Origin of the sequence: Rubrobacter tropicus, from assembly GCF_011492945.1 — a bacterium.
Classification (GTDB): domain Bacteria; phylum Actinomycetota; class Rubrobacteria; order Rubrobacterales; family Rubrobacteraceae; genus Rubrobacter_D; species Rubrobacter_D tropicus.
Map to the genome: position 1 here is coordinate 3,073,372 of NZ_CP045119.1, position 26,777 is coordinate 3,100,148.

At 66.2% G+C, this 26,777-nt stretch carries 26 protein-coding genes and 1 pseudogene; 7 read left to right on the plus strand and 20 right to left on the minus strand.

Going from position 1 to position 26,777, the window contains the following annotated elements:
- The first annotated feature begins 280 nt into the window (after positions 1-280).
- The 4 genes from GBA63_RS15490 to GBA63_RS15505 all read left to right on the plus strand — a co-directional run bounded on the left by GBA63_RS15490 (position 281) and on the right by GBA63_RS15505 (position 3,346).
- Positions 281-1,123 carry a fumarate hydratase gene (locus GBA63_RS15490; protein WP_166177493.1) on the plus strand — a complete coding sequence of 281 codons (843 nt, stop codon included), beginning with the start codon at positions 281-283 and terminating at the stop codon, positions 1,121-1,123.
- Positions 1,120-1,689: a FumA C-terminus/TtdB family hydratase beta subunit gene (locus GBA63_RS15495; RefSeq protein ID WP_166177494.1), complete on the plus strand. Its 570-nt coding sequence runs from the start codon at positions 1,120-1,122 to the stop codon at positions 1,687-1,689. The genes GBA63_RS15490 and GBA63_RS15495 overlap by 4 nt, the downstream gene beginning before the upstream one ends.
- A gap of 153 nt (positions 1,690-1,842) precedes the next feature.
- Positions 1,843-2,433 (plus strand): DedA family protein, encoded by a 591-nt coding sequence (locus tag GBA63_RS15500; protein ID WP_166177495.1) that lies wholly within the window; start codon positions 1,843-1,845, stop codon positions 2,431-2,433.
- 22 nt (positions 2,434-2,455) lie between these two features.
- On the plus strand, positions 2,456-3,346 hold the full coding sequence (locus GBA63_RS15505; RefSeq protein ID WP_166177496.1) for a YihY/virulence factor BrkB family protein: 891 nt from the start codon (positions 2,456-2,458) through the stop codon (positions 3,344-3,346).
- Positions 3,347-3,368: 22 nt separating this feature from the next.
- Here the strand turns inward: GBA63_RS15505 and GBA63_RS15510 are convergent, their stop codons facing one another.
- The 9 genes and pseudogenes from GBA63_RS15510 to GBA63_RS15550 form a co-directional block, all read right to left on the minus strand.
- The gene (locus GBA63_RS15510; RefSeq protein WP_207956827.1) at positions 3,369-4,763 is read right to left on the minus strand and encodes a deoxyribodipyrimidine photo-lyase; all 1,395 of its coding nucleotides are present in this window, start codon (positions 4,761-4,763) and stop codon (positions 3,369-3,371) included.
- 184 nt (positions 4,764-4,947) lie between these two features.
- Positions 4,948-5,364: a peptide-methionine (R)-S-oxide reductase MsrB gene (gene msrB, locus GBA63_RS15515; RefSeq protein ID WP_166177497.1), complete on the minus strand. Its 417-nt coding sequence runs from the start codon at positions 5,362-5,364 to the stop codon at positions 4,948-4,950.
- 150 nt (positions 5,365-5,514) lie between these two features.
- Positions 5,515-5,970: a DoxX family protein gene (locus GBA63_RS15520; protein ID WP_166177498.1), complete on the minus strand. Its 456-nt coding sequence runs from the start codon at positions 5,968-5,970 to the stop codon at positions 5,515-5,517.
- Between the two features lie 206 nt (positions 5,971-6,176).
- Positions 6,177-6,707 (minus strand): macro domain-containing protein, encoded by a 531-nt coding sequence (locus tag GBA63_RS15525; protein WP_166177499.1) that lies wholly within the window; start codon positions 6,705-6,707, stop codon positions 6,177-6,179.
- Positions 6,704-7,861: an N-acetylglucosamine-6-phosphate deacetylase gene (gene nagA, locus GBA63_RS15530; RefSeq protein WP_166177500.1), complete on the minus strand. Its 1,158-nt coding sequence runs from the start codon at positions 7,859-7,861 to the stop codon at positions 6,704-6,706. The genes GBA63_RS15525 and nagA overlap by 4 nt, the downstream gene beginning before the upstream one ends.
- Before the next feature lie 141 nt (positions 7,862-8,002).
- Positions 8,003-9,208 carry an MFS transporter gene (locus GBA63_RS15535; protein WP_166177501.1) on the minus strand — a complete coding sequence of 402 codons (1,206 nt, stop codon included), beginning with the start codon at positions 9,206-9,208 and terminating at the stop codon, positions 8,003-8,005.
- Between the two features lie 553 nt (positions 9,209-9,761).
- Positions 9,762-10,577, minus strand: a pseudogene (locus tag GBA63_RS24465) (ZIP family metal transporter).
- A 302-nt stretch (positions 10,578-10,879) separates the two neighbouring features.
- Complete coding sequence (locus GBA63_RS15545) at positions 10,880-12,067, minus strand: ZIP family metal transporter (protein WP_166177502.1); 1,188 nt, start codon at positions 12,065-12,067, stop codon at positions 10,880-10,882.
- Between the two features lie 3 nt (positions 12,068-12,070).
- Entirely contained in the window at positions 12,071-13,096 is a 1,026-nt protein-coding gene (locus GBA63_RS15550; protein WP_166177503.1) for a multicopper oxidase domain-containing protein, read from the minus strand.
- Positions 13,097-13,225: 129 nt separating this feature from the next.
- On the opposite strand from GBA63_RS15550, the gene GBA63_RS15555 reads away from it, so the two are divergent.
- Positions 13,226-13,921, plus strand: coding sequence for a metal-dependent transcriptional regulator (locus GBA63_RS15555; RefSeq protein ID WP_166177504.1), 696 nt, complete (start codon positions 13,226-13,228; stop codon positions 13,919-13,921).
- A gap of 32 nt (positions 13,922-13,953) precedes the next feature.
- On the opposite strand, the gene GBA63_RS15560 is transcribed toward GBA63_RS15555, so the two are convergent.
- From GBA63_RS15560 to GBA63_RS15595, 8 genes are all read right to left on the minus strand, one after another.
- The gene (locus GBA63_RS15560; RefSeq protein ID WP_166177505.1) at positions 13,954-14,754 is read right to left on the minus strand and encodes an SDR family NAD(P)-dependent oxidoreductase; all 801 of its coding nucleotides are present in this window, start codon (positions 14,752-14,754) and stop codon (positions 13,954-13,956) included.
- Between the two features lie 78 nt (positions 14,755-14,832).
- A complete protein-coding gene (locus tag GBA63_RS15565; protein WP_166177506.1) occupies positions 14,833-15,198 on the minus strand; it encodes a winged helix-turn-helix domain-containing protein in 366 nt (121 codons plus the stop codon).
- A complete protein-coding gene (locus GBA63_RS15570; protein ID WP_166177507.1) occupies positions 15,182-15,772 on the minus strand; it encodes a hypothetical protein in 591 nt (196 codons plus the stop codon). Before GBA63_RS15570 ends, GBA63_RS15565 begins: the two co-directional genes overlap by 17 nt.
- 140 nt (positions 15,773-15,912) lie before the next feature.
- Positions 15,913-16,869, minus strand: coding sequence for a 2-hydroxyacid dehydrogenase (locus tag GBA63_RS15575; RefSeq protein WP_166177508.1), 957 nt, complete (start codon positions 16,867-16,869; stop codon positions 15,913-15,915).
- A 128-nt stretch (positions 16,870-16,997) separates the two neighbouring features.
- Positions 16,998-19,907 (minus strand): aconitate hydratase, encoded by a 2,910-nt coding sequence (locus GBA63_RS15580; protein WP_166177509.1) that lies wholly within the window; start codon positions 19,905-19,907, stop codon positions 16,998-17,000.
- Between the two features lie 79 nt (positions 19,908-19,986).
- Positions 19,987-20,391 (minus strand): type II toxin-antitoxin system VapC family toxin, encoded by a 405-nt coding sequence (gene vapC, locus GBA63_RS15585; RefSeq protein ID WP_323127047.1) that lies wholly within the window; start codon positions 20,389-20,391, stop codon positions 19,987-19,989.
- Positions 20,388-20,588 (minus strand): type II toxin-antitoxin system VapB family antitoxin, encoded by a 201-nt coding sequence (locus GBA63_RS15590; protein WP_166177510.1) that lies wholly within the window; start codon positions 20,586-20,588, stop codon positions 20,388-20,390. Before GBA63_RS15590 ends, vapC begins: the two co-directional genes overlap by 4 nt.
- A 61-nt stretch (positions 20,589-20,649) precedes the next feature.
- A complete protein-coding gene (locus tag GBA63_RS15595; protein ID WP_166177511.1) occupies positions 20,650-22,248 on the minus strand; it encodes a glycosyltransferase family 117 protein in 1,599 nt (532 codons plus the stop codon).
- 118 nt (positions 22,249-22,366) lie between these two features.
- Between GBA63_RS15595 and GBA63_RS15600 the strand changes: the two genes are divergently transcribed.
- Positions 22,367-22,894, plus strand: coding sequence for a hypothetical protein (locus tag GBA63_RS15600; protein WP_166177512.1), 528 nt, complete (start codon positions 22,367-22,369; stop codon positions 22,892-22,894).
- Positions 22,895-22,945: 51 nt separating this feature from the next.
- On the opposite strand, the gene GBA63_RS15605 is transcribed toward GBA63_RS15600, so the two are convergent.
- Complete coding sequence (locus GBA63_RS15605) at positions 22,946-23,422, minus strand: GNAT family N-acetyltransferase (RefSeq protein WP_166177513.1); 477 nt, start codon at positions 23,420-23,422, stop codon at positions 22,946-22,948.
- A 193-nt stretch (positions 23,423-23,615) separates the two neighbouring features.
- Here GBA63_RS15605 and GBA63_RS15610 point away from each other — a divergent pair, with 193 nt between their 5' ends.
- On the plus strand, positions 23,616-24,782 hold the full coding sequence (locus tag GBA63_RS15610; RefSeq protein WP_166177514.1) for a phosphopentomutase: 1,167 nt from the start codon (positions 23,616-23,618) through the stop codon (positions 24,780-24,782).
- A 27-nt stretch (positions 24,783-24,809) separates the two neighbouring features.
- On the opposite strand, the gene GBA63_RS15615 is transcribed toward GBA63_RS15610, so the two are convergent.
- Positions 24,810-26,099 (minus strand): hypothetical protein, encoded by a 1,290-nt coding sequence (locus tag GBA63_RS15615; RefSeq protein ID WP_166177515.1) that lies wholly within the window; start codon positions 26,097-26,099, stop codon positions 24,810-24,812.
- Positions 26,092-26,685: an RNA polymerase sigma factor gene (locus GBA63_RS15620; RefSeq protein WP_166177516.1), complete on the minus strand. Its 594-nt coding sequence runs from the start codon at positions 26,683-26,685 to the stop codon at positions 26,092-26,094. Before GBA63_RS15620 ends, GBA63_RS15615 begins: the two co-directional genes overlap by 8 nt.
- Positions 26,686-26,777 lie beyond the last annotated feature (92 nt).

A 26,777-nucleotide genomic window follows, 5' to 3' on the forward strand; every position in this document is an offset into this window, starting at 1 on the left:
CCTTCTTGGATCTCCCGACGATCGTTCCGTAGCCCGGCCCAGTAAACGATCACACCGGGCCACGCCCGCCGCATCGCCCAAATGGGCTACCTTTGCCCGACCCGGCGCCGTTTGCCTTCGGGTTTGCCTTCGGGACGCCGTCACACCCGCAGCATAAGGTCGCCCCGTCTCCGAACCGTTACGGGGAACGTTACGGTTCCGTCGATCCATAAAGCCACTTCAGAAAGACCGCCTTCGGTGCTACCCTTTGCCGGATCACACAGGAAACGGGGCGAGACTCTTGCGCGAGATAGAAGCAGCCACGGTGACGAAAGCGGTGCGCGACCTCTGCATCGAGGCGAACACCGAACTGCCCGAAAGCCACCTGAAGGCCCTCCGCCGCGCGCACGAAGCGGAAGAGTCACCCCTCGGGCGCGAGGTCATAGAACGGCTCCTCCAGAACGCCGAGGTCGCCAAGGAGAGGTGCGTCGCCTTCTGCCAGGACACCGGCTACGCGGTCTTCTTCGTCGAGGCGGGAGACAGAGTACGGGTAAAGGACGGCACCCTCGGCGGGGCCATAGACGAGGGCGTCAGGCGGGGCTACAAGGAGGGCTACCTCAGGAAATCAATAGTACGCAGCCCCATAGACCGAACCAACACCGGCGACAACACCCCGGCGGTCGTCTACCACGAACCCGTACCGGGAGACAGGCTCAAGCTGACCATGCTCGTCAAGGGGGCAGGCTGCGACAACATGAGCGCCCTGAAGATGCTGACCCCCGCAGACGGCGTCGAGGCCATGAAGGATTTCGTGGTCGAGACCATCGAGAAGGCGGGCCCGAACGCGAGCCCTCCCGTCACGGTAGGCGTGGGCATAGGCGGGCCCTTCGAGAAGGCGGCCCTGCTCGCCAAGAAGGCGCTGACCCGTCCGTCGGGCGAGCCGAACCCGGACCCGGAGCTGGCGGAACTCGAAGAAGAGTTGCTCGACAGGATCAACGCCACGGGCATAGGCCCGGCCGGCTACGGCGGCACCCAGACGGCCCTCGCCGTCCACGTCGAGAGCTTCCCCACCCACATCGCCGCCTTCCCCGTAGCCGTCAACCTGGACTGCCACTCCCACCGCACCGCCTCCGTCCAGCTATGAGCAAAGAACCTATCCACATCCGGACCCCGCTGACGAGGGAGACCAACGAGTCCCTCCAGACCGGCGACGTCGTCCTGCTCTCCGGCGTCCTGTTCACGGCCCGCGACGCGGCCCACGCGAGAATAAAAAAAGCCATCGAGAACGACGAACCACTGCCTTTCGACCCCGAAGGCCAGGTCGTCTACTTCACAGGCCCGGCGCCGGCGAGGCCCGGGCACGCGCTCGGACCGGCGGGGCCGACGACGGCCTCCAGGATGGACCCTTACTCCCCGCTCCTGATCGAGCGCGGGCTGAAGGGCATGGTCGGCAAGGGCCTCCGCTCCGAAGCGGTCCTGTCCTCCATGCGGGAGCACGGCTGCCTGTACTTCGGGGCCGTCGAAGGCACGGCGGCGCTCCTGGCAGACCGGGTGAAGGAGGCCGAGGTCGTCGCCTACGAGGACCTGGGGGCCGAGGCGGTCAGGCGGCTCGTGGTGGAAGACTTTCCCGTGGTCGTGGTCAACGACCTGCGCGGTGGGGATCTGTACCGGGAGGGCAGGGAGCGGTGGCGCAGGCGTAGGGCCAGGTAACAGCCGGGGTTTCCGTTAGGCCCCCGGGGAACACCGCGGGCCATAATCGTTCACGGACATGCATCGGATGGTGCATACTGAAGTCGTCCTGCGCGGGAAGTTGGTGGGTAAAGCGAGATGGGCAGTCTGCTCGCCGAACTTGCGAGATGGGTTATGGACGTCGTCCACTCTTTCGGGCACGTCGGCGTGTTCGTGGTGGTCTTGATGGGAAGCCTATACCTGCCCGTTCCGACGGAGTTGACCCTCCCGCTCTTCGGGTTCCTGGTGGGGCAGGGACGTCTCACGTTCGTTCCCGTGGTGCTGACGGCGACGGCGGCCAGGGTGTGCGCCGCGCTGGTCTTCTACTCTTTAGGGCTCCGAATCGGCGAGGCGCGCCTGCGGCGTCTGATCGGGCGGGCCGAGCGGACCAAGCTCGTGTTCGGGTCCGACCTCGACAAGGCGAGCGCGGCCTTCCAGCGCCACGGCGGAGCGGCGATCCTGATCGGCCACCTCATCCCCGGCGTGGGCGCCCTGATCTCGGTGCCCGCCGGCCTGAAGCGCATGCCCGTCCGGTGGCGATTCCTCGCCTTCACCCTGATCGGGTGCACCCTCTGGACCGCGACGCTGGTCGGCCTCGGCTGGACGCTCGGCAAGCGGTGGAGGGTGGTGGAAGTCTACGCCTCTTTCGTCGGGCTGGCGTTGCTGGCCGCCCTCGTCCTCGGGGTCCTGTGGTTTTTGTGGCGGCGGTGGAGGCTGCGGGGATGAGCGGCGACGGGCCGGCGGCCCCGTGGCGGCCGTGAGGGGCTTCCTATCGGATTTGAGGGACATCGTCGGGCCCGGCTTTCTGGCGCGGGTGCTCATCAAGGTGCGGGAGAACGACCTGCTGGGGCTCGCCGGACAGTTGACGTACTTCTTCCTGCTCTCCTTCTTCCCGTTCCTCATCTTCCTGGTGGCGCTCGCCGGGATCGTGCTCGACGACCCCGAGGCGGCGGTGAGGCGCCTGATCGGCGAGTCCGCGGGCTTCCTGCCCCGGGAGGCCGCCGAGCTTATCATCGCCTACCTGGACAGGACCCTGCGCGGCACGGGCTCCGGCGTCCTCGTCTTCGGCATCGTCACGACGCTCTGGATGGGCTCCGCGGCCTCGATCTCCATCACAAAGGCCGCCAATCGCGCCTACGGCCTCGCCGAAACGCGTCCCTTCTGGAAGCTGCGCGGCACCTCCATCCTGCTGGCTTTGGGTTTCACGCTCCTGATGGCGACGCTCTCGCTCGTCGCCTTCGGGGTGGAGACGTTCGTAAGGGCGCTCGGAGGGTCCTCGGGGTCCCTCCTGTCCGTCTGGGGCATCGCGCGCTGGGTAGTCGCCTTCGCGGTCGTAACCACCGCCCTGAGCGTCCTCTACTACCTGGCCCCCGACGCCCGCGTGCCCTTCAAGTGGATCACGCCCGGCGGGTTCGCCGCGACGGTCCTCATGTTCGCCGCGAGCGCGGCGCTTAGCTTCTACGCCTCGAGGCTCGGCAACTACGACCGGATCTACGGCCAACTGGGGGCGGTCATAGTCTTCATGCTCTGGCTCTACGCCATGGGCCTCATGGTGCTCGTCGGCGTCGAAATCAACGCCGTCCTCGCCCGCCGGGCCGAAGAGAAGAAAGGCGTCGAGCTGGTCCACAAAGAAGATTGAAGGAGCGGGGTGGATCGGGGACTTACGCCGGTCCTTCGGCCCGGTCTTGCTCGACCAGGCGCCGCACCTTCTCGACGTACTGGTCCGGCTTCGCTTTGCGCTCCAGGCCCCCACTCGACATGTAGCGGACCTTGCCGTAGACCTCGCGCTCGGTCCAGCCGCGGTCGTGCTGGCCGAAGACCCAGGCAACGTTGGCGAAGGAGTTGGGGTCGCGGCCGTCGAGGAAGTACTTGTTGTTGAGATACAGGGTGGTCCTGTAGGCGTGCTCGGGTGTGTTGGACCACTCCAGGATCTTCTTCCCCCAGTACATGCGCATGTAGTTGTGCATGTACCCCGTGTGGACCATCTCCTTCATGGCCGCGTTCCAGTACTCGTCGTGCGTCTCGGCGTTCTCTAGCTGCTTCGCCGTGTAGCTGTGCTCCCTATTGTCCTTCTTGTGGTTTTCGAGCGTCTCTTTCGCCCAGCCGGGCAGGTTCGCGTACGAGTCGTAGTCGTCGTTGTAGAAGACGAAGTTGAACGTCAGCTCGCGGCGCACGATGAGCTCTTCGAGGAACGAGTCGGTGTTCTTGCCGCCGCTCGCGTTCTTGGCCTCCAACGCCAGCCAGATCGGGGAGATGTGCCCGAAGTGCAGGTACTTGCTCATGTGCGAGACGTAATCGGTCTGGGGCTGGTTGCGGTTGGCGTCGTAGTCGGGGAGGCTCTTCTTCAAGAAGCGGCGGAAGATCTTCTTCGCCTCGGAGTTCCCGCCCCTGTAGAGGTGGCTCAGACGGCTCGCGTCCCGGTCCAGGTCCATCCCGTCCAAAATCCCGTCGATGTCCGACAGGTCGAGCCCGTCCTCTTGCATGTTGGAGGACTGCTTTTGGACCTTCGTGGGGTTCAGTTCCACGAGAAAGTCGTCCAGGTACTCGTGAATCTTGGGCCTCAAGGTCCGCGCGGCGTGCTCCTGCTTGCCCGAGGCCAGCTCGACGGGCACGACCACGTCCGTCTCGACCTGCACGAGGGGGCACCCCGCCTCCCCCGCCGCCCTCTCGCGCCACCTCTTCTGGGGGCGCATGTAGCCGCGGTCGGTGACGATGAGGGAGGCGTTTTCCCCTGCCTCCAGGGCCACTTCGTCGGGAGATCCCTTGCGGACCACGAACTTTATGCCGCGCCTGCCCAACGCCTCTTCCACGTCGGCGAGCCCCTCCAGCATGAAGGCGTAGTGCCTGAGGTTCGCCTCTGGATAGTCGTCGGTCAGGCCGAACACCACGAGCAGGCGCTGGTCCAGGTCGTTGGCCCGCTGCACCGCGTACTCGAGGGCGTGGTTGTGGTCGGCCCGCTGGGAAGACTGCATCCAGTACAGGACGTAATCCCCGTCCCGCGCTGCCTCTTCGTTCAGGTTCTGAATTCGCTCTTCCCGGACCTGACTCGTCGCCAAGGCTGCACCCCCCGATCTCTACCGCTCGTCCCCACGAGGATAGAGAAGACCCCCGAAGCCGACCGGATGAGAAATTACTGTTTGGCAACCCGAGAGACCGGCGCAAAGGACAACGCCCGCCGCGGGAAGCGACGGACGCCCGAGAAGCCGAAAGCTGATAGCTTACGGCTGATAGCCCAAAAAGCTACTTCTGGCCGGTCTCCGGGTCGAAGCGGAGGGCGGCGGAGTTTATGCAGTAGCGCAGGCCCGTCGGCTGCGGCCCGTCCTCGAAGACGTGGCCCTGGTGGGCGCCGCAGGTGGCGCAATGCACCTCGGTCCGGCGCATGAAGAGCATGCGGTCCTCCTCGGTCTCGACGTTGTCCGCGTCCACGGGCTCCCAGAAGCTCGGCCAGCCGGTCCCGGAGTCGTACTTGCTCTCAGAGGAGAAGAGGGGCGTCCCGCACGCGACGCAGCGGTAGATGCCCTCCTCCTTGTTGTCGTTGTACTCCCCACTGAACGGGCGCTCAGTCCCCTTCATGCGGGTGACCCTGTACTGCTCCGAGGTCAGCTCGTCCTGCCACTCTTCTTCGGTCTTTTGGATCTTTTTCGTAGAATCTGTCATGGACAGATTCTAGCACGCTCCGGCCTTCGGCCTCCGCTCGTCAGCGCGGCGCTGCGCGCCTTTCAGCACGCTCCCTGCGGTCGCTCTCAGCTTGTCAGCCAGAAAGCTGAAGTGCTGACAGGCTGAAATGCTGACAGGCTGACTTTTCGCTCACGCCCTGTCCGAAGCGGGCCCGTCTAGGCCGAGGATGCGGTCTATGGAGATGGGTCCGGGGCCCGCGAAGAGGATTACGAGGAAACCGGCGATAAGGGCCAGGTCGAGCTCGTACCCGACGCCGGGCTGGTCGGCCGGCGCGATGAGCCCCACGTCCAGCTTGACCAGCAGGATCGCGACGGTGAGGTTGATCGTCAGGAGCAGGGCGGCCAGGCGGGAGAAGAGCCCGAGGATGAGCAGGATGCCCCCGACGAGCTCCACGAACGTCACGACGTAGGCCATTAGCGTCGGCGCGGGTACGCCGAGTTGCTGGAGGAATGCACCGAAGTTCGCCGGCCCTCCCACGAGCTTCTGGAAGCCGTGGACGGCCATGATGGTGCCCACGATTATTCGCACGACGAGCGGGGCCAAACCCGCGAGCCCCGCGAAGGGCGACAACGCCAGCGTTCTCATCCAGTCCTCCCCTTCAGTAGTGTTCCGGGCACGCCTCCGCGGCTGAACCCCTCTGCCCCTTCTTACGCGAAGGAGGCTGGATCGGATGTTTCGGAGCGGCGGAGCCGGGTAGTTATGTTCGGCAAGCCCGGCGGCCCACAGAGTGAAAAATCTTTGTAATTTCCCCCTCCTAAGCCGTCGGGTTTTTAGCTTTCAGCCGTCAGCTCTCAGCTTCTCGTGGCGAGGGCCCGTTCGTGGGCTTCGAGGTCTTTCTGTCCGAAGAGGACGAAGCGGATCAGGCGCACGTTGCGGAGATCTCCCGCTTCGTCCCGGACGGTACGAAGGGCGACCTCGGCGGCTTCTTCGACGGGGTATCCGAAGATGCCGGTAGAGATGGCGGGAAAGGCGACCGAGGCGGCACCGTTCTCGTCGGCGAGGGCGAGGGAGTTGCGGTAGCAGGCGGCCAGAAGCTCTTCCTCGGGGCGGTCCTGGCCGTAGACGGGGCCCAGAGCGTGGATCACGAACCCGTTCGGCAGGCCGTGACCGCCCGTGATGACGGCCTCGCCGGGGCGTATCGGGCCGAGCGGGCGCGCCTCGGCGGCGAGCCCCGGCCCGGCGGCGCGGTGGATGGCGCCGGCCACGCCTCCCCCGGTCTCCAGGCGGGCGTTGGCCGCGTTGACCACGGCGTCGACGTCGGGCTGCTCCGTTATATCCCCGAGCACGCATTCGACGGTCACGGAACCGAACTTCCGCTTCATGCGCGCGCCCTGGAGTAAGCGAGACGGCCGCCGCGCCAGACGGCCTCGACGGAGAGGTCGGGGGCGAGCACGGTCACGTCTGCGTCGTAGCCGGGGACGAGGCGGCCCTTGCGGCGGCCCTCGCCGAGGAGCCTCGCGGGTGAGGTCGAGGCCATGCGGGCCGCCTCGGGGATCGTGCAGCCTGTGAAGGCGAGGATGTTGCGGAAGGCCTCCTCCATCGTAAGTACGCTGCCGGCTATGGCGCCGCTGCCGAGCTTCGGGACGCCGCCGTTGGAGTAGACGGTGCGGGTAGCGAGGCGGTATTCGCCAGCAGGGGCGCCGGCGGCGGCGATGGCGTCCGTCACCAGGTGGAGCCGGTCGGGGCCCAGCATGCGGAAGGCGAGGCCCACCATCTCCGGGTGGACGTGGTGACCGTCGGCGATGATGCCGCAGGAGACCCTCGGGTGGGCGAAGGCCGCTCCCGGCAGGCCGGGTTCGCGGTGGTGCATCGGGCTCGACGCGTTGAAGAGGTGGGTGACGCCGCCGACCCTCCCGTCGAAAGCGCCGTAGGCAAGTTCGAAGCGGGCGTCCGAATGGCCGGCGGAGACTACCGCCCCGCGCCCGGCGGCCTGGTCGATCAGATCTACCGCCCCCCGAAGTTCGGGGGCGAGCGTGACCATCCGGACGGGCCCGAGGTCGAGCAGCCGGGCGAGCAGGGCCGGGTCGGGCGGCACGACGTGGGCGGCGGCGTGTGCGCCCCTCTTCTGCAGGTTCAAAAACGGTCCTTCGAGGTGAACGCCGAGCACCTCCGCGCCCCCGTCGGAACCGCCCGTGTCCCGCCCGATGGCCGGCAACGCCTCCTCGTAAAGGGCCTCGGGGGAGGAGATCACGGTCGGCAGGTAGGCTGTGGTCCCGGTAGAGAGCAGGGCCCGGGAGAGCTCGGCGAGGCGCGTAGGCTCCGAGGCGACGTCCACGCCGAAGGCCCCGTTCACCTGGAGGTCCACGAAGCCGGGCAGGATCAGGGCGTCCGGGTACTCGTACACCTCGTCGGCGTCTTCGGCGAGGGTCCCCTCCCGGTCCACGTCCGCTACGGCCCCGTCGCCGAAGAGCACGGTGCCCTCGGGCCAGACCTCGTAGTCCGTCACCACCGGCCCCCGCAACGCGACGAGCGTCATCTCTCTCTCCCTTTCATCTCCCCACATCTTCAGTCCCAGCGCCCCGCGAATCAAGTGGAGCCCTCACGGCGCGTCCCGGACGCGCGTCCGGGACGCGCCAGAGAAAGTAGATGCCGCCGACCATGATCAGGGCGAGGGCCCCTATCGAGACCCTGTACGCGACGGCCCTCCCCGAACACGAAGAGCAGGGCCGACGTGAGCGCCGGCCCGAAGACCGCCGAGACTTTTCCGGCGAGCGAGAAGAGCCCGAAGAATTCCCGAGCTTCTCCGGGGCGAGAGCGCCACGAGCATCACGCGCCCCACGGTCCACATCCCGCCGAGCGCAACACCCACCACGGGCCCGGCCAGAAAGAGCATCCAGGCCCCGAGCGCCCCCGCGGCAAGCACGATGGCTACCAACCACAACACAAGCACCACCAGCAGCGTCTTTTTCGGCCCGTTCCTGTCGCACAGGAACCCGAAGACGGCCGAGCCGACCACGGCGAAGACCGTCGAGAAGAGCAAGAGGCGCGTCACCTGCGCGGTGTCCATCCCGAAGACCACCCGCCCGTAGAGCGCCATGTTTGCTATGGCGGTGTTGGCCGCGTCGGTGTAAAGGACGGTCGCGACGATGAACGTGCCCACCCCCGCGTAGGCGCGCAGGTTCCTCAAAGTCCCGACCACGTCCCTGTATGCCGCGCCGATGGAGACCGGCCGCCTGGCCCGCACGGCCGGGTCGGGCACGAGAAAGAAGGCCGGCAGGCTGAACGCGAGGTACAGGAAGGCGGTGGGAAGGAAGGCGTTCGAGTTCGCGCCTCTCCCGGTCTCCAGCCAGCCGCCGAAGACCCCGAGCGCCCGGCTCAGGGCCTCGCCGTTCTCGACGAAGAACGTCAGCACGACGAGGGCGAGGATGGTGCCGACGTACCCCGCCGCCGTCCCGTAGCCGCTGATACGCCCCTCCCCCCTTCCGGCGGAGACCGCGGGCAACAGCGCGTTGTAGAAGACGAGCGCCGACTGGTACGCAACGTCCGCCGCCACGAAGACCGCGATCCCGACGACCACCCCTCCCGCCACGTCCAGCGCCGCCGTAAACGCCACGGCGGCCACGGTCAGCGCGGCGAGGTAAGGCACCCTTCGTTGCCTGAAGTCGGCGACGGCCCCGAGCACCGGCGCCGAAAGGACCACCAGAAGGGCCGATACGGCCGTCGCGGCGTTGACCAGGCCCGCCGCGGAGAGAAAGGCCCCGCTTCCTACCCTCTCCTCAACCCAGAGCGGGAAGAATAGGGTGAGCACGGTGACGGAGAAGATGGTGTTGGCGAAGTCGTAGAGCACCCACGCCCACACCGCGGTTTTGGAGGCTACGAGCATCGGGCTTCAGGTTTCAGGTATCTTCGCACTCCACCTCTCCCCGATGACCGTTCCGCGGTGGCAGTATAGAGGTGTCGGACGCTCCCCGACGCCGCGCCCGTACCGCCGCGACTCGTCCAGGTCCTTGTGCGTGCTTGTTACTCATCGTAAGATCCGCGACTCCGGCCCAAAAGAGATGGCGGCCGGGTCCGGTCTCACCGGGCGGGCTCGGGGCCGGTGGGCGCTACCTGCCTGGTGGCTGGTTGCACTCGCAGCTCGGCGGGGTTCCCGTGGGGCACGTTCGCGGTGAACGCTCTGGGCTCCTTGCCGATCGGTCTGGTCTTCGGCCTCGCCCAGCGCGGCGCCCTCCCCCGCTTCAGCATTTCAGCCTGTCAGCCAGGTCGTCTGTGAGCGATACGTTCTCCGGCAACCCAAACGCTGCGTCACGCGCTGCCCGGTAGGGCCGCGAGCGGCAGGAAGCTGACTGGCTGAGAGCGAGGACTGCGAAGCAGTCCGATGCGTGCTGAAAGCGGAGGCGAAGCCGGAGCGGGCCGACGAGCCGCGAAGCGGCGGGCTATCCCAGCGCGACGTCGAGGGTCATCATGACGGCGAAGCCGACCATCAGGGACATGGCGGCGATGTCGGGGCTGCCGCGTTTGGCCTCGGGGATCAGCTCCTCGGCGACCACGAAGATCATGGCCCCGGCGGCGAAGGCGAGGGCGTAGGGCAAAACGGGCTGGGCCAGGAGCACGACCGAGGCCCCGATAACCGCGGCCACGGGTTCGACCACGCCCGAGAGCTGCCCGTAGAAGAAGCTTTTGCCCCGGCTCATCCCCTCGCGCCTGAGGGGCATGGAGACCGCGGTGCCCTCCGGAAAATTCTGCAGCCCGATGCCGATGGCGAGCGCTATGGCTCCCCCAGGGTGGCGCCCGGCACGCCCTGCGTGAGGCCCAGCCCCACCGCCCGAAGCTCACCCCACGGCCAGCCCCTCCGGGATGTTGTGGAGCGTTATCGCCGAGACGAGCAACACGCTCCGCCGCCAACTGGTGTGAGGACCCTCGGCCTCGGAGATCTTCATCCCAGGATGCAGGTGCGGCAGGGCCTTGTCCAGGAGCCGAAGGAAGACTCCACCGGCGAGGAACCCGATGATCGGCGGCACCCACACGGGCAGGGCCCCCCCCTCGGAGAGGTCTATGGCCGGCGCCAGTAGCGACCAGAAGCTGGCCGCGATCATGACGCCCGCCGCGAACCCGAGCATCGCATCCAACAACTTACGCGGTACTTTCTTCGTCCCGAAAACGAGCGCCGCACCCGCCGCCGTCATCCCCCACGTGAACAGGGTGGCCAGCAACGCCTGCAATACGGGCGGCAGATCCGCGAACACGCCCATCACGGGCCACCCCCCGTCCCGGCGCGACCGGACGGAACGTTCTCGATCCTATGTGTCGAATTGCTGTCGCTGTAATCGGCCGTCATATCCCCCAGGAAGTTGTTTAGTTCCACTTAAAACGAAACTCTACCCGGACTAAACCCGGGTTTCAATATAGCACGGCGCCTTCGGCGCCTCTCAGCACGCTGCGCCCTTCGGGCTACGCTTTCAGCACGCTCCCTCCGGTCGCTCTCAGCCGGTCAGCAAAACTTTTGCTGACCGGCTGAAACGCTGACAGGCTGCGGTTCGCGAAGCGAACCGCATCAGACGCTGACGAGAAGGGCGGTCGCGTACATGATCGCGACGCCCGCCGTGAGCCCGCCGAGGTTGGACGCCGAGAGCGCCGGCTTCCTGGACCTCTCGGAGTCTTTGAGAAGGAGCCGCGAGACTTCGTAGATGACCTGGAGTATGGCGCCGGCGCCGACGGCCAGGAACAGGGCCGCGGCCAGCGGCGAGTAGGCGAAGCCGGCGATCCAAGTCCCGAGGATGGCGGGCCCGCCGCCGAGCAACGCCAGCCCGATAAAGTGCGACAGGGAAGGCCTCTCCTTGAGGATCGGCGCGGCGATCCCGATCCCCTCGGTGATGTTGTGCAGCGTGAAGCCGATGACGAGGAAGGTGCCGAGGGCAACCTCGCCCAGCGCGAAAGCCGCCCCAATAGCCAATCCCTCGCCGAGGTTGTGCAGCCCGATCCCGCCCGCTATCCGGTAGGAGGTCGAGAGCCGGCTGCTCTCCCCGCCCCCGCGGCGGAAGAGCCGGCCGGAGCCGAGGAGCCCGAGAAGGGTGAGTGCCGTTACGGAGAGCACCATCGGGACCCCCGAGAAGAAACCGGGGAGGGTCCCGGCTGTCTCCACGGCGTCGAGCAGGGTGTCGAGCACCAGCCAGAACAGGAGCCCCACGGTAAGCGCGAGCACGAAGTTCATCCCCGACGATCCGAGCCGCCGCAGGAACGGGTACCACAGGAGGCCGAGGGAGACCGGAACGACGCCGACGTAGAAGCCGATCAGCGCGTAGCGCCAGAACGCGTCGCCCGTGAGGCCCGGCGTCAGGACCGCCAGCGGGACCTCCGCCTCGAAGGTGGTGCCGGTGGCGGAGATCATGCCTATCCCGTAGGCCTCGCCTTCGACCCACGTGTACGGGATGGTTATCTCGGCCGAACCGCGCGGCGGCACGGTGTTGCCTGGCGTCATCTCGAAGTCCCACAACGCCTCGTTGACCGTTACCTGCTCTACCGTGACCGGGTCGGGGCCGCCGTTGGTGACGTGGACCACGATCTCGTTCTCCGTCGGCAGGGCGACCCGCGTGGCGGTCAGGTCCTCGACGGGCGGCACGTCCTCGCGCCCGATGCCGGCGCCGTTTAGCGTGATCAGGGCGAGCAGCACGCCGAGGCCCAACAGCGGCAACAACCCGAGCAACACCCAGACCGGCCCGCGCCCTTTGTTTGTCTTCCCCACCGTCTACTCCTCAACCTCGAAGAGGCCCATCCAGCCGAGCTCGGCGAACTCGCTGACGTGGGCGTGGAACATGAACCGTCCGGGGAAGCCGTAGCGGAGTTCCATGATCCCGCGCTCCCCCTGCGCCAACATCTTGGTGTCCGTGAACTCAGACGGCTCCAGCTTCGTGCCCGTCGGATAGTAGTCGAAGAAGTTGGCGTGGGTGTGGAAGCTGTTTATAAAGTCGAACTCGAGCGCGTTGACCACGTAGATCCTGACGAGCTCGTCTTTTTTTATCTTTACGGGATGCTTCTGGTGGTGGAACGCGACGGTGTTGACCGCGTAAACCTCGTTGGCGCCGTCGAAGTTGGTGTCGAAGCCGTTTAGCACCATCACCATCTCGTCTGCCTCGGGACGCCCCTCTTTCGGATCTATGATGAAAGCACCGTACAACCCCTTCTCGATGTGCTTCTTGAGCGGCATGGTGTGGCAGTGGTAGAGGTGGCAGCCAAAGGGCTCGGCGTCGAACTCGTAGACGAACTCCTGCCCGGGGCCGACCATCTCGAACACCCCGTCCATGTTGGCCGGATGGAAGCCGTGGAAGTGGATGGTGTGCGGGTGGGCCCCCCGGTTCTTGAAGACGACCCGCAGGCGGTCCCCCTCCGTGGCCCTGAGCGTCGGCCCCGGAACCTGCCCGTTGTAGGCCCAGGCCGGGTACATCACGCCCGGGGCGACCTCTATATCGACCTCCTCGGCCGAGATCTCCCACTCCCTGACGGTCCTACCGCCCTCGCGGCGCTCCTGGCCGTAGTCGAAGTGGCGCAGGAACTTCATGGGATCGAACCTCGAAAGATCCACGTCCCCCGCCGTCCCGTTGCCGCCGTGGGACATCCCCGTCATTTCCGACCCCATCGCGTGCCCGGAGTGGTCCTGGCCCAGAGCCCGGCCAGCGTGCGCCCCCAGCAACCCGCCAGAGACACCCACAGCCCCCGCGACACCCGCGGCCCTCAGAAAGTCACGCCTCGAAACCGCGCCCTCTACCCTTCTCATCCGCCCTGCCCTCGATCCCAGATCACGCCTGCACAGAATTTTTAGTCTCGTCTAAATTAGCTGTGACTAATAATAAAATACGGGGATTCAAAACGCAAGGCTCGTGCTTTGGGATAGAATCACGTTTCGATGACTTATGGGGCCACCAAAACCTCCGTGCTCTCCGCGTCCGTTGGGGATTACCTCAAGGCCGTGTGGAGCCTTGGGGGTGCGGGGGCGGCTTCCACCAAGGAGATCTCGGTCCATCTTTCGGTTGCGCCGGCGTCTGTGACGAGCATGTTGGGCCGGTTGCAGGAGATGGGGTTGGTCAGGTACGAGCGGTATCGGGGGGCTTCGCTCACGGAGTTGGGGAGGGCCGAGGCGTTGCGGCTCGTCAGGCGGCACCGGCTGATCGAGACTTTTTTGTTGGAGCATCTCGGGTACGACTGGCAGGAGGTACACGAGGAGGCCGAAAGGCTGGAGCACGCCGTCTCGGACGGGTTCACGGAGAGGCTGGCTGAGCTTCTGGGGCATCCGGATCGGGACCCGCACGGCGACCCCATACCGACGCCCGAAGGCGCTTTGGCGGTGGACGATTCGTCCCCGTTGCGGGAGGCTGAGGCCGGGGGGTGGGTCCGCATCTACAAGGTCAGCGACGAGAGCACCGAGGCCCTAGACTACCTCGGGGAGCGCGGCCTCGTCCCCGGGCGTCTCCTGCACATTGAGGAGACGAGAGAGTTGGACGGCGTCGTGACCGTCAGGGACGAGGACGGGGGGACGTACGCCTTGGGAGATTCGCTCGCGCGGTCCGTCTTCATCCGGCGCGAGCCCCGTTTGTCGGCCTGACCTCGCCGCTTCTCACGCGCTGAACCCTGCCTCTACCGCCCGGGAGGCGGTTCCTGCTTACGCCTCCTCAAACCTTCCCACGAACCGTCCGCGAACCAGCCGCCGTCGACCGAAAGAGTGTGGCCGTTGACGAAACCGCTCTGCGCGGGGTCTGCCAGGAACGCGACCGCGCGGGCCACGTCCTCGGGCGTGGCGAAGCGGGCCATGGGGACGCGGCCTTCGATGTCCGCGTCCGTGTAGCCGCCGCCGGCCTGATCCTCATCATCCATCTCCGTCTTTACCCATCCAGGACAGACCGCGTTCACGCGAACGCCCCGCCCGCCCCACTCGGAGGCGAGCGTTCGGGTCAGGCCGATGAGGCCGTGCTTGCTCGCGTTGTACGCCGCCCTGTCCCCCACGCCGAGCAGCCCGGCCACGGATGCGACATTTACGATGCGGCCGGAGCCTCGATCCAGCATCGCCTTTCCGAACTCGCGGCACGTCAGGAACGGGCCGGTCAGGTTCACGGCCAGGGTACGGTTCCAGTCCGCGAGCGTCGTCTCCTCTGCCGGGACGATGGTGCTGATGCCCGCGTTGTTTACCAGGACGTCGACTCGGCCAAACTCGTCCATCGTGGTCTCGACCATCCGCCCGACCGCCGCCTCGTCCGAGACGTCGCCGGGGATGGAGAGGGCATCGGCGCCGGCGAACCGGAGTTCGCTGACCGTTTCGTCCGGCGCGTTCAGGTCGTTGGCGGCAACCCGGTAGCCGCGTTCGGCTAGCTCGGAGCAGATCCTGCGTCCGATGCCGCGGGCTGCTCCGGTTACGACGGCGACCGCTACTCTATGCTCCAATAAACGCTCCTTCTACTTGACGGCCCGAACCTCGATTCGCGAAGGGAAGCAGAGGGCGACACATCCTGCTTCCCTCCTCTATCGTCCTCCGTCCCGCGACCGAAAACCGTCGTCAGGTTTCGGCCCCTCATGCCACACCACCGCGCTTCCGCGCAGCTTCTCCAGCCTGGACCAGTGCTCGTCTATGGCGTTGCGGCCCTTCTTCGTCGCGGTGACGAACGTGTTTGGCGTCTTGCCGACGAACTGTTTGCGGATCTTGACCATCTCCGCGTTCTCCAGCTTGGAGAGGTGGCTAGAGAGGTTCCCCTTCGTCAGCCCGGTCAGGCGTTGCAAGAACAAGAAGTCCGCGCCGTTGGAGGCGGCGAGGGCCGTCATGACGGCAAGGCGGGCGGGCTCGTGGATCAGGCGGTCCAGGCCCGCCAGTTCCTCAAACGGCTCCGGCATCGGCCTCCTCCTTCGGTGCTCTCTTGAAGGTACGGACCAACAGCAGGTGGTCGAGCAAGAGCCCGACCGAGACAGAGAGACCCAGTCCGATTATGAACAGTCCTGGCGCAACGGCTCCAAAGGCGGAGAGCAAGCCCGTAGCCACCGCGAGCGCCGCGATGATGGGCCAGTACGCCGTACTTCCGTGGCGTTTTTCGCGCGGCCAGAACGCGCCGAGCACGTAAGCGGCGCCCACGATTCCTCCGACGGCAAGCACGAGAGATCCATCCAACCACATTTGCACGGAATCCATCGCGAAGACCAGGGCGACGAGCGCGGCCCAGAACACGTAATCCGTCGGACGCACTCGCGACCGCACGCGGCCGAACCTCCGCTCGTATAGACGACCCACTATCGACTCCGCGAAGAAAGCCGGGTAGATCACGACGACCGCCATAGCCATCGCCAGGAGATCTTTGTCGAGTTGGACGAGAAGGCCAAACGCCGTGACGCACAGGGCCAGCGGAAGACGCCGCAACCCCTGCAACCGCTCGTAGTTCTCCGTGACGAACCTGATCCTCCCCAAATCCTCCACCCCACTACCTCCAGCTTAAGTTTGTATTACAAACCTAGTTGCAATATAGACTGGTTGCCGGCACTTGTCAAGGAAGATGCGATAGCTGACGGCATCTCTTGCAGGCGACCCGCAAGAGGTTCGGGAGAGGGGGTGAGCAGTTACTGGTCGACGGGCGTCTTCGGTTTTTCCCCGGAGAGAACGGCGACGACGTTCTCGGCGGCGAGGACGGCCATCCCGTCGCGGGTCTCCCGGGAGCCGCTGCCGATGTGCGGGGCGAGCACGGCGTTTTCGAGTTCGAGTAGCTTCGGGTGGACCTTGGGTTCCTCTTCGTAGACGTCGAGGCCCGCGGCGAAGATGCGGCCTTCGGCGAGGGCGTCGGCCAGGGCTTCTTCGTCCACGACGGGGCCGCGGGAGGTGTTGACGAGTACGGCCGTGGGTTTCATCTTGCCGAGCTCTTCGGCGCCGATCAGGTGCCTGGTCTCGTCGGTCAGGGGGGTGTGGATGGAGACGAAGTCGGCTGTTTGGAGCAGCTCTTCGAGGTCCGTGTAGCGGGCGTCGAGCTCGTTTTCGGCGTCTTCTTTGCGGGAGCGGTTGTGGTAGATGATGTCCATGCCGAAGCCCTTGCCGCGACGGGCGACGGCCTGCCCGATGCGGCCCATGCCTACGATGCCGAGCTTCTTGCCCCACACGTCGACGCCGACGAAGAGCTTCGGCCCCCACCAGTGCCACTCGCCGGCGCGTAGGGTTCGTTCGGACTCGCCGAGGCGGCGGGCCGCGGCGAGGAGGAGCATAAAGGCCGTGTCGGCGGTCGTCTCGTCGAGGACGCCGGGGGTGTTGGTGACGGCTATGCCGCGCTCTTTGGCGGCGGCGACGTCTATGTTGTCGTAGCCGACAGCCATGTTGGCGATGACCTTGAGGCCTTCGCCTGCGGCGTCCATGAACTCGGCGTCGATCTTCTCCGTGACGTTGGAGAGGACACCGGCGACTCCTTCAGCGGCTTCGAGCAGTTCTTCGCGTTCGGGAGGGGCTTCCGAGAGGACGGTCAGGTCGAAACCTTCGAGGGGGCGGAGCCCGGCGGCCGGGATCTCCCGCGTTACGAGAACTTTATCCGGCACAGGCTCTGTCCCTCCCTACTCCTGCAACGGCCTGCGGAAACGTCGCTTCCACGTCACGGCCGTCCAACAACCCCGAAAGCTGAACGCTGATGGCTGAAAGCCGACAGCGCGGTTCGCAAAGCGAACCGCTACTCGTCCTCCTTGAGGAACTGCCGGAGCACGGTGTGCAGGATGCCGCCGTTCCTGAGGTACTCGACCTCTACCGGAGAATCCACGCGGGCCTTGACCTTGAACTCCTTTGTCTCGCCGTCGTCGGAGGTTGCCTTGACGGTCAATTCCTTACCGGGTTCGAGGTCGGCGAGGCCGCCAATGTCGAAGGACTCGTGGCCCGTGAGGCCTATAGAGTCAGCGTTCTCGCCTTCGGCGTACTGGACGGGGAGGACACCCATGCCTATGAGGTTGGAGCGGTGGATGCGCTCGAAGCTCTCGGCTATGACGGCCTTCACGCCGAGCAGGAAGGAGCCCTTGGCGGCCCAGTCGCGCGAGGAGCCCGAGCCGTACTCCTTGCCGGCGAGGACTATCAGGGGGACGCCCTCTTCGGCGTACTGGAGGCTCGCCTCGTAGATCGTGGTCTCCCCGCCGTCGGGCAGGTGGACGGTGTAGCCGCCCTCCTTCTCGACCAGCTGGTTGCGCAGGCGGATGTTGCCGAAGGTGCCCCGCACCATGACCTCGTGGTTGCCGCGGCGGGAACCAAACGAGTTGAAGTTCCGCGGGTCGACGCCCTTCTCTATGAGGTACTTGCCCGCTGGCATCTTGGACGGTATGGCCCCAGCGGGCGAGATGTGGTCGGTCGTAACGGAGTCGCCGACCCGGACGAGCACGCGGGCCCCCTCGATGTCTTCGACGTCCGCGGCGTCTGGGTCGAGGTCCTTGAAGAAGCTAGGCTCCTGGATATACGTCGAGTCGGGGTCCCACTCGTAGAGGTCGCCCTCGGGGACGTCTACCCCGTTCCACTGCTCGTTGCCCGTGTAGACGTCCGCGTACTGCTCGCGGTAGATGCTCGGGTCGAGCGCGTTCTCGATCTCGCGGGCGACCTCCTCCTGCGAGGGCCAGATGTCCTTCAAGTAGACCGGGTTACCGTCGGAGTCCTCCCCGAGCGGGTCCTGCGAGAGGTCTATATCGACCGTCCCGGCCAGGGCGTAGGCGACGACGAGCGGCGGGGATGCCAGGTAGTTTGCCCGAACGTCGGGGTTGATGCGCCCCTCGAAGTTACGGTTGCCCGAGAGGACCGCCGCGACGACGAGGTCGTTCTCCTCGACGGCGGAGGAGATCTCCTCCGCCAGCGGCCCGGAGTTGCCGATGCAGGTGGTGCAGCCGTAACCCACGACGTCGAAGCGGAGCTTCTCCAGGGGATCCAGCAGTCCCGAGGTCTGGAGGTACTCGGTGACCACCTTCGAGCCGGGCGCGAGGCTCGTCTTTACGTGCGGCTGGACCTTGAGGCCCTTCTCGACGGCCTTCTTGGCGAGAAGCCCCGCGCCCATCATGACCGAAGGATTAGAGGTATTGGTGCAGGACGTGATCGCCGCTATGACGGCCGACCCGTGCTTGAGGTACATCTCCTCGCCGTCCACCGTGACGGTGATGGAACCTGAGGGCTCGGCCTCGGGCTCGTCGCCCTCAGGCTCCGCGCCAGAGGTGGGGTCTCCCCCGCCCTCGTTGGTCGCGTCGGCCGACCCGGAGGGCGTGTCGCTGGCCTCCATCGACTCGGTATCGTCGGAGGTGTGGCTCGGGCCGGTTCGTATGTCCGGGTTCGGGGTGTCGCTGGCCGGGAAGGACTCCTCGTCGGCGTGGTTGTACGCGTCGTCCCCATGGCCGTTCGCGGAGCCGTTGACCAGCGCGTGATCGTGGCCGACCATGTCGGCCAAAGCCTGGCGGAACGAGGGCTGCATGTCGTCCAGGGCAACCCGGTCCTGCGGGCGCCGCGGTCCGGCGAGGCTCGCCTCGACCGTTGAAAGGTCGAGCTCCAGCACCTCGGTGAAGCGCGGCTCCGGCGTCTCGTCCGTGCGCCACAGGCCCTGCTCCTTGTGGTAAGCCTCGACGAGCTCGACGAGTTCCTCGTCGCGCCCGGTTCCCCGCAGGTACTTGAGCGTCTCGTCGTCGACCGGGAAGAACGTGCAGGTAGCCCCGAACTCGGGGGACATGTTGGCGATGGTCGCGCGGTCCGGCAAAGAGAGCCTGGAGAGGCCGTCTCCGTAGAACTCGACGAACTTGCCGACGACGCCGTGGGCGCGGAGCATCTGGGTCACGGTGAGGACCAGGTCCGTCGCCGTGACGCCTTCTTGCAAGGCATCCGTCAGCTTGAAGCCTATGACCTCGGGGACGAGCATGTAGTAGGGCTGGCCGAGGGTTACCGCCTCGGCCTCGATGCCGCCGACGCCCCAGCCGAGGACGCCGAGGCCGTTGATCATGGTGGTGTGGCTGTCGGTCCCGACGAGCGTATCGGGCATTGCCACGCCGTCCTTGACGATCACGCCCTTGGCCAGATACTCCAGGTTGACCTGGTGGATGATGCCGGTCGCGGGCGGAACGACGGAGAAGTTGTCGAAGGCCTGCTGGCCCCACTTCAAGAACTCGTAGCGCTCGCGGTTGCGCTCGAACTCGCGCTCGGCGTTGAACTGCAGCGCCGCGGCGTTGCCGAAGGCGTCGACCTGGACCGAGTGGTCTATGACGAGGTCCACGGGGACCAGCGGGTTGATCTTCTTCGGGTCTCCCCCGACGCCCTGCATCGCGCTCCGCATCGCCGCCAGGTCCACGATGGCCGGAACCCCGGTAAAGTCCTGCATCACTACTCGGGCCGGCAGGTAAGCCAGCTCCCCACCGACGGACTCCGGCCAGTTGGCCAGCGCCTCGACGTCCTCGTTCGAGACGAACTTGCCGCCGGCGTTTCTGAGCAGCGACTCGAGCATCACCCGGATCGAGAATGGGAGGGAGAAGACGTCCCCCTCCACCTGCTCGTCCAGCTTCTTCAGGCTGTAGTAGGCGACTTCGCCTGAGCCGGCGTCCAGGCTGCTGCGCGCGCCGTAAGAATCTTCCGCCATGTTATTCGACCCCTTCTCTGGAGGTTCCGCCCTACTTTGGGGTGATTATAGATGATCGGAGGGCGCGGTCCCGGCCCGCTCAGGCGAGGACGAGACCGTCGACGACCTCCGCCATCTTCTCGAAGTCCCGGTCGTCGTGGAGCAGCACCAGGTCGTGCTCGATGGCGACGCGGGCGATGAGGCAGTCTACGGCCGAACGGACGGTCACCCCCGCGCGATGACAGTCGAAGTACATACGCGCGGCTTCCTGGTAGGTCCCGATGGGATACCGGGGATGATAGAAGGTCTGGGAGAACAGGTATTCCGTGAGATAGTCGAACTTCGCCGGAGAGGACGCTCCCTGCAACACTTCTTGAAAGATAACGCCGGTGATCCCGAACGGTCGACCACTCTCAGATATCTCTGCGAAACGCCGCGTGACATCGTTTTCTTTGTCGCGCATGTAGCTTATCCATACCGAGGTATCTACGAGATACAGGGTCAGCGGCCTTCTCGAAGCGCCTTGTAGTCGTAGTCAGGGCGTATCAGGTTCTTCCCCCGCAACTCCCGAATATCCTTGCGCTTGTAGTTGTCTACGAACTCGCGCAAGGCCCGGTCCACCAACTCCCGCTTGGTCTTCGCGTCCGAGTGCCGGAACGCCTCCTCCACCAACTCGTCGTCGAGGACTATGTTCGTGCGCATGTTTATACACCTCCTGATGTGTATTGCGCTTCGCGTCTGGTGGATCGTCAAGCGGAGACGCTCAGCGAGGGACGAGTTCGTAGAGGAACCGGCCACCGCCGGCCGGCTCCGCCTCGAAGCCGGCCGCCCTGAAGCGTTCGTAGTCCACCCTGCCGTGATCGAGGACGTAGACGGACCCGCGAGCTGCTGCCTTTCGCGCCGCCTCGACGCCGGTGGTGTCGTCGGTTTCGTAGCGGTGGGCCGACTGCGCCGCGGTCAGGTCGTCGGGCCAGACGAGGTCGGTGCGGCGGTTCCAGGAGGTGCAAAAAGGATCGACGAGGGTCAGGTCCTGCCGACGTTCCTCGACGAGGACCATGTACCAGAGGGGGCTGCGGTGGTGCAGGATCGTCGCGTTCCGATCCGCGTTCCTGACCACCGCTTCGATGGCACGGCGTCCCTCGTAGGCGCCGCTCCTGTCCGCCCCGCCATAGGCGATCCAGGCGCCCAGTAGGGGCATGGCGAGGACGGCGGCGGAGAGCGCGACCGGCAGGAGCCTGGCGGGAAGGTCCGTCAGGTTCTCGAGCGGGCGAAACAGGAGGCCCAGGCCGGCGGAGGCGCAGACGGCGAGGACGAGGAGGCCGGGGATCAGGAACGCAGAGAAGTCCTCGATGCCGAGCCAGCGGTAGGCGAGACCGTGGAGGAATGAGCCGAAGAAGACCAGTCCGAGGAGGGCCGCCACGGCCCGGTCCCGGAACAAAAAGTACAGCGCCCCGAACACCCCTAGCGCCAGGAAGGCCAGCGGGAACTGGACGAAGACCTCCCGCGAGAAAGAGGCGAGCTTCGCGGCCGGCCCCTCGAGGGCAAGCGCGGAGGGGACGCACTCCCTGCCGGCTTCGGAGGACTCCGCGAGGAAGCTTCCTCCCGTTACCAGCTCGAGGAAGCGGCCCGGGATGGAGGGATCGGCCTCGTTCAGGGGCGCGCCCATGGCGGCCCGTACCGGAAGGTAGACCAGGGGCAACAGGCCGAGCGCGAAAGCACCGAGGCCCCTCGGCAAGGCGCCCCCCCGCAGGAGGACGGTCCTGTCCGCCAGGGCCACGAAGAGGAGGCCGGCCGGGATCAGCATCGCGCTCGAAAGGTGGTGGGTGAGCGAGAGTCCCGCGACGGACGCGGCGGCGAGCAAGACCCGGTCGTCCCGCCGCTCCCGCCACAGCAGCAGCAGGAAGAGGACGAGGGCCACGAAGAGGGCGTTCAGGGTGTAGACCTCGGCGATCACGGCCTGAGACCAGAACGCCCCCGAGAGCCCGAAGGCCAGAGCGCCCGCCGCCGACGCCACGACCCTGCGGCACAGCGCCAGGCACGCCGCGTAGACCGCGGACACCGCGAGTACGCCATACGCGGCCGAAGCGAGGTTGACCCTGTAGGCGACGTCCCCGAAGGGCAGGTAGGTGAAGAGGTGCGTCAGCATCATGTAGGTCGGGTAGCCGGTCGGGTGCCCGACGCCGAGCACCGGAACCGCGGCCTGCAGCATCGGGGAATCCAACGTGTAAGGCGTATCGTAAGGCAGCACCGTGGGCGCGAGCGAGACGACGTAGAAGACGCCCGCGACCAGCGCTACCGCCACACCCCAAACCACGGCCCATCTGGGGGGGATCTTCTCTCTGTCGGCGGAACCCGGTGCCATGGCGGGACCAGCATACTACGCCCGGATTTTCGGAAGGCCCGACCCTGAAAACCCACGCCATCGAAAACAAGCAGCCTCTACTTCAATCCAGCCGAAAGCCGACGGCTATAATCCCCCCGTGGCGAAGCGGGGGTACACGCGGGACACGATCCGGGGCGGGGCGAGCGACTGGGACGTCTCGCGCCCGTTTTCGAGCTACCTCCGCCTCCTATCGACGCTCCTCGTGCACCCGATCCGTTTCTTCGGGCTGCTCCCGAAGGTCCCCGACGTAAGGGCCCCGGCGCTCTTCCTCGCCTTCTCGGGCCTCCCGGCGGCGGTCGTCTGGTTCTTTTTCGCGGGGCTTTACCCGGCGCTCGTCGCGCTCGTCCTGCCGCTGCCGCTCTCCGTCCTGCTCGCCGGTCCGTATCATCTGGCGGCGTCCGGCGGACGATACGGGTTCGGGGTGACCTGGCGGGTGGTGGCCTATCCGCTCGGGTTCGCCCTGCCGTTCCTGGCCGTGCCCCTCGTCAGGTGGGCGGCGGTGGCGTGGGCCGCCGCGCTGCTAATGCCGCTCGGGGTGGTAAAGGCGCAAGAAGTGCCGGTCTGGCGGGCCGTCGTCTGCGCCCTCGTAGTAGCCCTCCTGGCCGTAGCAGCCTACCCGGCCTAGCGCAGCCGGGTTCGCCCGCCTGGCTGAAAGCTGAAAGCTGACTGCTGATAGCTAAGTCTCCGGCGGGTTTTCGGCGTCCCCGACGAACTCCAGGGCGACGACGTCGGCCTCGACAAAGCCCAGGGACTTGTAGAAGTCGCGGGCCGCGACGTTTGCGTTGGTGGCGACGAGCTCTATGATGGAGGCGTCGTTCTCGGCGGCGACCTCTTGCGTCCGCGCCATCAGCAACTTTCCGACGCCGTTCCGGCGATGTCCTTCGGAGACTACCAGCATCGGGACTTCGACGACGGCATCGCCGTGGGCGAGGTCGGGTTTGATCCAGAGGCTAACCACCCCCGCCACCTCGTCTTCGGCCTCAGCGACGAAGACCCGCGCCCGCGGCTCCTCGATGAGCTCCCCGAGTCGCGTCCGAACCGCGCTCTCGTCGGGTATCGCGTCCCCAACGGCCCCGGCGAGCTCGCGGGCCAGGGCGTGGATCTCCGCCGCGTCCTCCTCCGTCGCCTCTCTCAACTCGTACCCGGCTCCCATGCGCCTCCCGACCTCGTCGTGTGGGCGGTTACTTACCCCGCGCAGCCCTGCGGGGAACTGACGCTCCCCGGACCTGTCGAACGCGGCCGCAGCGGGCATACTGGTGGCGAGCGGTTCGCAAGCCGAACCGCGCTAACAGCTTTCGGCCATCAGCGAGGGCGGTCGAGGACCGGCTGGTCTGCAAAGGAGGGACATGGGAAGAAGGGCGATAATCGTCGTTCTGGACGGACTCGGCGCGGGCAACGCGCCGGACGCCGCGGACTTCGGCGACGAGGGCGCGAATACGCTTGCCAACACCGCCAAGGCTGTCGGCGGCCTCGATGCCCCGAACCTGCAGGCCCTCGGCCTCGGCAACGTCGAGCCCATCGAGGGCATACCCCGGGCGCACCGTCCCCGGGCCTCGCACGGGCTCATGGTCGAGCTCTCGGCGGCGAAGGCGACGCTCGCCGGGCACTGGGAGATGATGGGGCTGGTGCTCGACGACCCGCTGCCGACCTACCCCGACGGTTTCCCCGAAGACGTACTCGCCAGGTTCGAGGACGAGACCGGGCGGGGGGTTATAGGGAACAGGCCGGCTTCGGGGACGGAGATCATAGAGGAGTTGGGGGCGGCGCAAGATAAGACGGGAGCCTGGATCCTGTACACCTCGGCCGACTCCGTCTTCCAGGTCGCCGCGAACACGGACATCATCCCCCTCGAAGAACTCTACGATGCCTGCCGGAAGGCCCACAAGATGCTCATAGGCGAGGGAAAGATAATGGTCGAGCGCGTCATCGCCCGCCCTTTCCACGGGAGTTCCGGCTCCTACGAGCGGGAGAACGAGAACCGCCACGACTACGGCATCACCCCGCCGTCCGAGACGTACATGGACCTCATAAAAAACGCGGGCCACGAGGTCGTCGCGGTCGGCAAGATCCGGGACATCTTCGACGGCAAGGGCATCACCGACCACCTGCCCGGCCAGCCCGACGACGATGCGAAAGTGAATGCCATCCTCGAATCCCTCGACCGCATCGAGTCTGGCCTCGTCTTCGCCAACCTCGTAGACTTCGACGCCAAATACGGCCACCGCCGCGACCCGCGAGGCATGGCCGAAAACATAAAGCGCTTCGACGACCGCCTGCCCGGGCTGCTCGACGCGCTAACCGGCGAGGACCTTCTCATCATCACCGCCGACCACGGCAACGACCCCACTTTCAGGGGGACGGACCACACCCGCGAGCGGGTGCCGTTGCTCGTGGTCGGCGCCGGTGAGCCGCGCGACCTCGGGGTTCGGACCGGATTCTCAGATGTCGGGGCTTCCGTGGGCGCGTGGGTTGGGGTGGAGAAGCGCGGGCTTCCGGGAGAGAGCTTCGCGTAATCTGCAAGAAGCCCCGACAAAGATCTTCTAGCGTTCGGGTGCGTCGAACTCGAAGATCCAGGGACCCTCGATCTGCTTTCCATCCTCGTCTTTCGCCTGCAGGGCCTTTTCGGATTGCGGGTACCCGAAGATCTCCGTCACCTTCACCGTCGAGCGTCCCTCCACCGGATCTTCTATCGTGAGCGACCAGCAGTCGCCCTTGAGCGGATCGACCGGTAGGGGCTCTTCGACCTGGAACCCCGTCGGGGCCGTGCTCGGACGCCACCCGTAGTCGTCGTTCGGGGGCTCGAAGCAGACGACCGCCTGCGGCTTGCCGCCAGAGTTCAGCACACGCTCCAGGGTCAACGTAACTCCATTGACGGTCTCCTTCTGGCCGATCTCGATTACGGGGACGGATCGAACGGGTATCTCGAAATCGAACGTCAACGGTCCGATGGGTGGCCTTGGCTCTGACCGATAGCCCTTCTCCGCCTCGGCCATGGAGCTGGGCACCGCCATCTCCTCGAGAAAGACGTCGAAACGGAAGCTGTGTTTGTGCCCGGCGTTCAGCCCTTTCGGAACCTCAAAGACCGCCGTTTGAGCCTTCGGGGCTCTTAGCTCCTTCTGGCCTGCGCCAGGGCTGGCCACCATCGAGACGCCGTCGATAGAACCGAAGTACCTGCCGTCTTGGTCCGTGAGCTCGGAACGGCGGTCCGGCGCCGAGGGAACGTCCTCGTCTTCCTTGCTCACGAAGATAGGCTCTAGCGTGGCGGGGTTGCCGGCGTTGCGCCTGTCTTCTTCGAGGTCGCGCACGCTGAAACCAAGCACGACGAAGTCTGTGTCCGCATAGGCCCATTCCAGGGTGACGCTCGCACCGTCGCGTTTGACGGTTTGATTCACGTTCTCGGCAAGGGAGAGGTTCTCGTCGCCGGGCAACGCCTCCCGGAAGAGTTCGGTACTTACTCCCGTCGCTTGAAGGTCGTTCTCCTGATCCGGGCTTCCACGGCCTGCTTTCTCGGAGCCGGACTCGACGGTTCCTGGCAGTCCCCGCTGGTAGAACTCACTTGCCGGACCGACGGCGGCGTAGACGCCCACACCCAGAATCAACACGGAGACGGCCGCGAGCACCCAGCCGAGCGGCGTGTTCGGCACGAACTGCGGAATAAAGGAACGCCTGCGAGCATCCGCATCGGCCAGCGCCTGGCCTGCCGGCTCCGTAACGAGCCGCTCTCCTGTCACACGCTCCTTGACCGACGGCCACAGGTCCGTCGTGTCAGGAACTCCGGCCTCGGCGCAGCCGCGCAGGGCCTTTTCGAGTCTTTTTCTCTGGTTAGCCACGGTCACCGCCTCCTTCCGTAGCGTCTTTCGATAAGATCGGCTCCTCGCAGAACTGTGGGCGCAGGAGGTTCGAGAGCTTTCGCCTGGCCGCGTGCAGGCGCCACTTGATCGTTCCCGGCGGGGAGTTCTCGCTTCCGGCGATCTCGGCCTCGCTCATGCCGAGGTAGTAGCGCTGGACTATCGCGGCCCGCTGGGCCGGCGGGAGCTTCTCGAGGGCGGTCCAGACCCGTCGGCGCTCCTCGGATTCTTCGAGCAGTCTGTGCGGGCTCGTGCCGGGATCTTCCAGCACGACGTCGGGAGAGCCCCCCTCGTAGCGGACCGTCCTCTCCCGGCGGGAGGCGGCCTTGATGGCGCCGTTGACCACGATCTTTATGAACCACGGGCCGAAGGGGCGGCCCCCGTCGAAACCCTTGATCTTCTCGTACGACTTCACGAAGGCGCTTTGCACCACGTCTTCGGCGAGGGGGCGGTCGCGGCAGATCAGGTACGCCGCCCGCACGGCCCGCACCTGGTGCGCCCTCACGAGGTATTCGAGCCCGCCGGGATCACCATCTTTGAGGCGCTCTATGGCTCTTCGCTCGTCCACTCTCACCTCACCGGTCGGCTTCCGTAGGACCCTCTACCTCTCTTATCCTCCCGGGGACGAAAAGGTTTGGTTGGAGGCTTCGGTTTTTTGGG

What these genes read in the sequence shown, in the direction of transcription:
- GBA63_RS15550 (WP_166177503.1), bottom strand. Translation starts at nt 13,096, where the DNA reads ATGAGAAGGGTAGAGGGCGCGGTTTCGAGGCGTGACTTTCTGAGGGCC.
- GBA63_RS15610 (WP_166177514.1), top strand. Translation starts at nt 23,616, where the DNA reads ATGGGAAGAAGGGCGATAATCGTCGTTCTGGACGGACTCGGCGCGGGC.
- GBA63_RS15500 (WP_166177495.1), top strand. Translation starts at nt 1,843, where the DNA reads ATGGACGTCGTCCACTCTTTCGGGCACGTCGGCGTGTTCGTGGTGGTC.
- GBA63_RS15580 (WP_166177509.1), bottom strand. Translation starts at nt 19,907, where the DNA reads ATGGCGGAAGATTCTTACGGCGCGCGCAGCAGCCTGGACGCCGGCTCA.
- GBA63_RS15525 (WP_166177499.1), bottom strand. Translation starts at nt 6,707, where the DNA reads ATGAAGCGGAAGTTCGGTTCCGTGACCGTCGAATGCGTGCTCGGGGAT.
- GBA63_RS15590 (WP_166177510.1), bottom strand. Translation starts at nt 20,588, where the DNA reads ATGCGCACGAACATAGTCCTCGACGACGAGTTGGTGGAGGAGGCGTTC.
- nagA (WP_166177500.1), bottom strand. Translation starts at nt 7,861, where the DNA reads ATGACGCTCGTCGCGTTGCGGGGGCCGGTGGTGACGGACTACGAGGTC.
- GBA63_RS15520 (WP_166177498.1), bottom strand. Translation starts at nt 5,970, where the DNA reads ATGAGAACGCTGGCGTTGTCGCCCTTCGCGGGGCTCGCGGGTTTGGCC.
- msrB (WP_166177497.1), bottom strand. Translation starts at nt 5,364, where the DNA reads ATGACAGATTCTACGAAAAAGATCCAAAAGACCGAAGAAGAGTGGCAG.
- GBA63_RS15605 (WP_166177513.1), bottom strand. Translation starts at nt 23,422, where the DNA reads ATGGGAGCCGGGTACGAGTTGAGAGAGGCGACGGAGGAGGACGCGGCG.
- GBA63_RS15595 (WP_166177511.1), bottom strand. Translation starts at nt 22,248, where the DNA reads ATGGCACCGGGTTCCGCCGACAGAGAGAAGATCCCCCCCAGATGGGCC.
- GBA63_RS15555 (WP_166177504.1), top strand. Translation starts at nt 13,226, where the DNA reads ATGACTTATGGGGCCACCAAAACCTCCGTGCTCTCCGCGTCCGTTGGG.
- GBA63_RS15495 (WP_166177494.1), top strand. Translation starts at nt 1,120, where the DNA reads ATGAGCAAAGAACCTATCCACATCCGGACCCCGCTGACGAGGGAGACC.
- GBA63_RS15535 (WP_166177501.1), bottom strand. Translation starts at nt 9,208, where the DNA reads ATGCTCGTAGCCTCCAAAACCGCGGTGTGGGCGTGGGTGCTCTACGAC.
- GBA63_RS15565 (WP_166177506.1), bottom strand. Translation starts at nt 15,198, where the DNA reads ATGCCGGAGCCGTTTGAGGAACTGGCGGGCCTGGACCGCCTGATCCAC.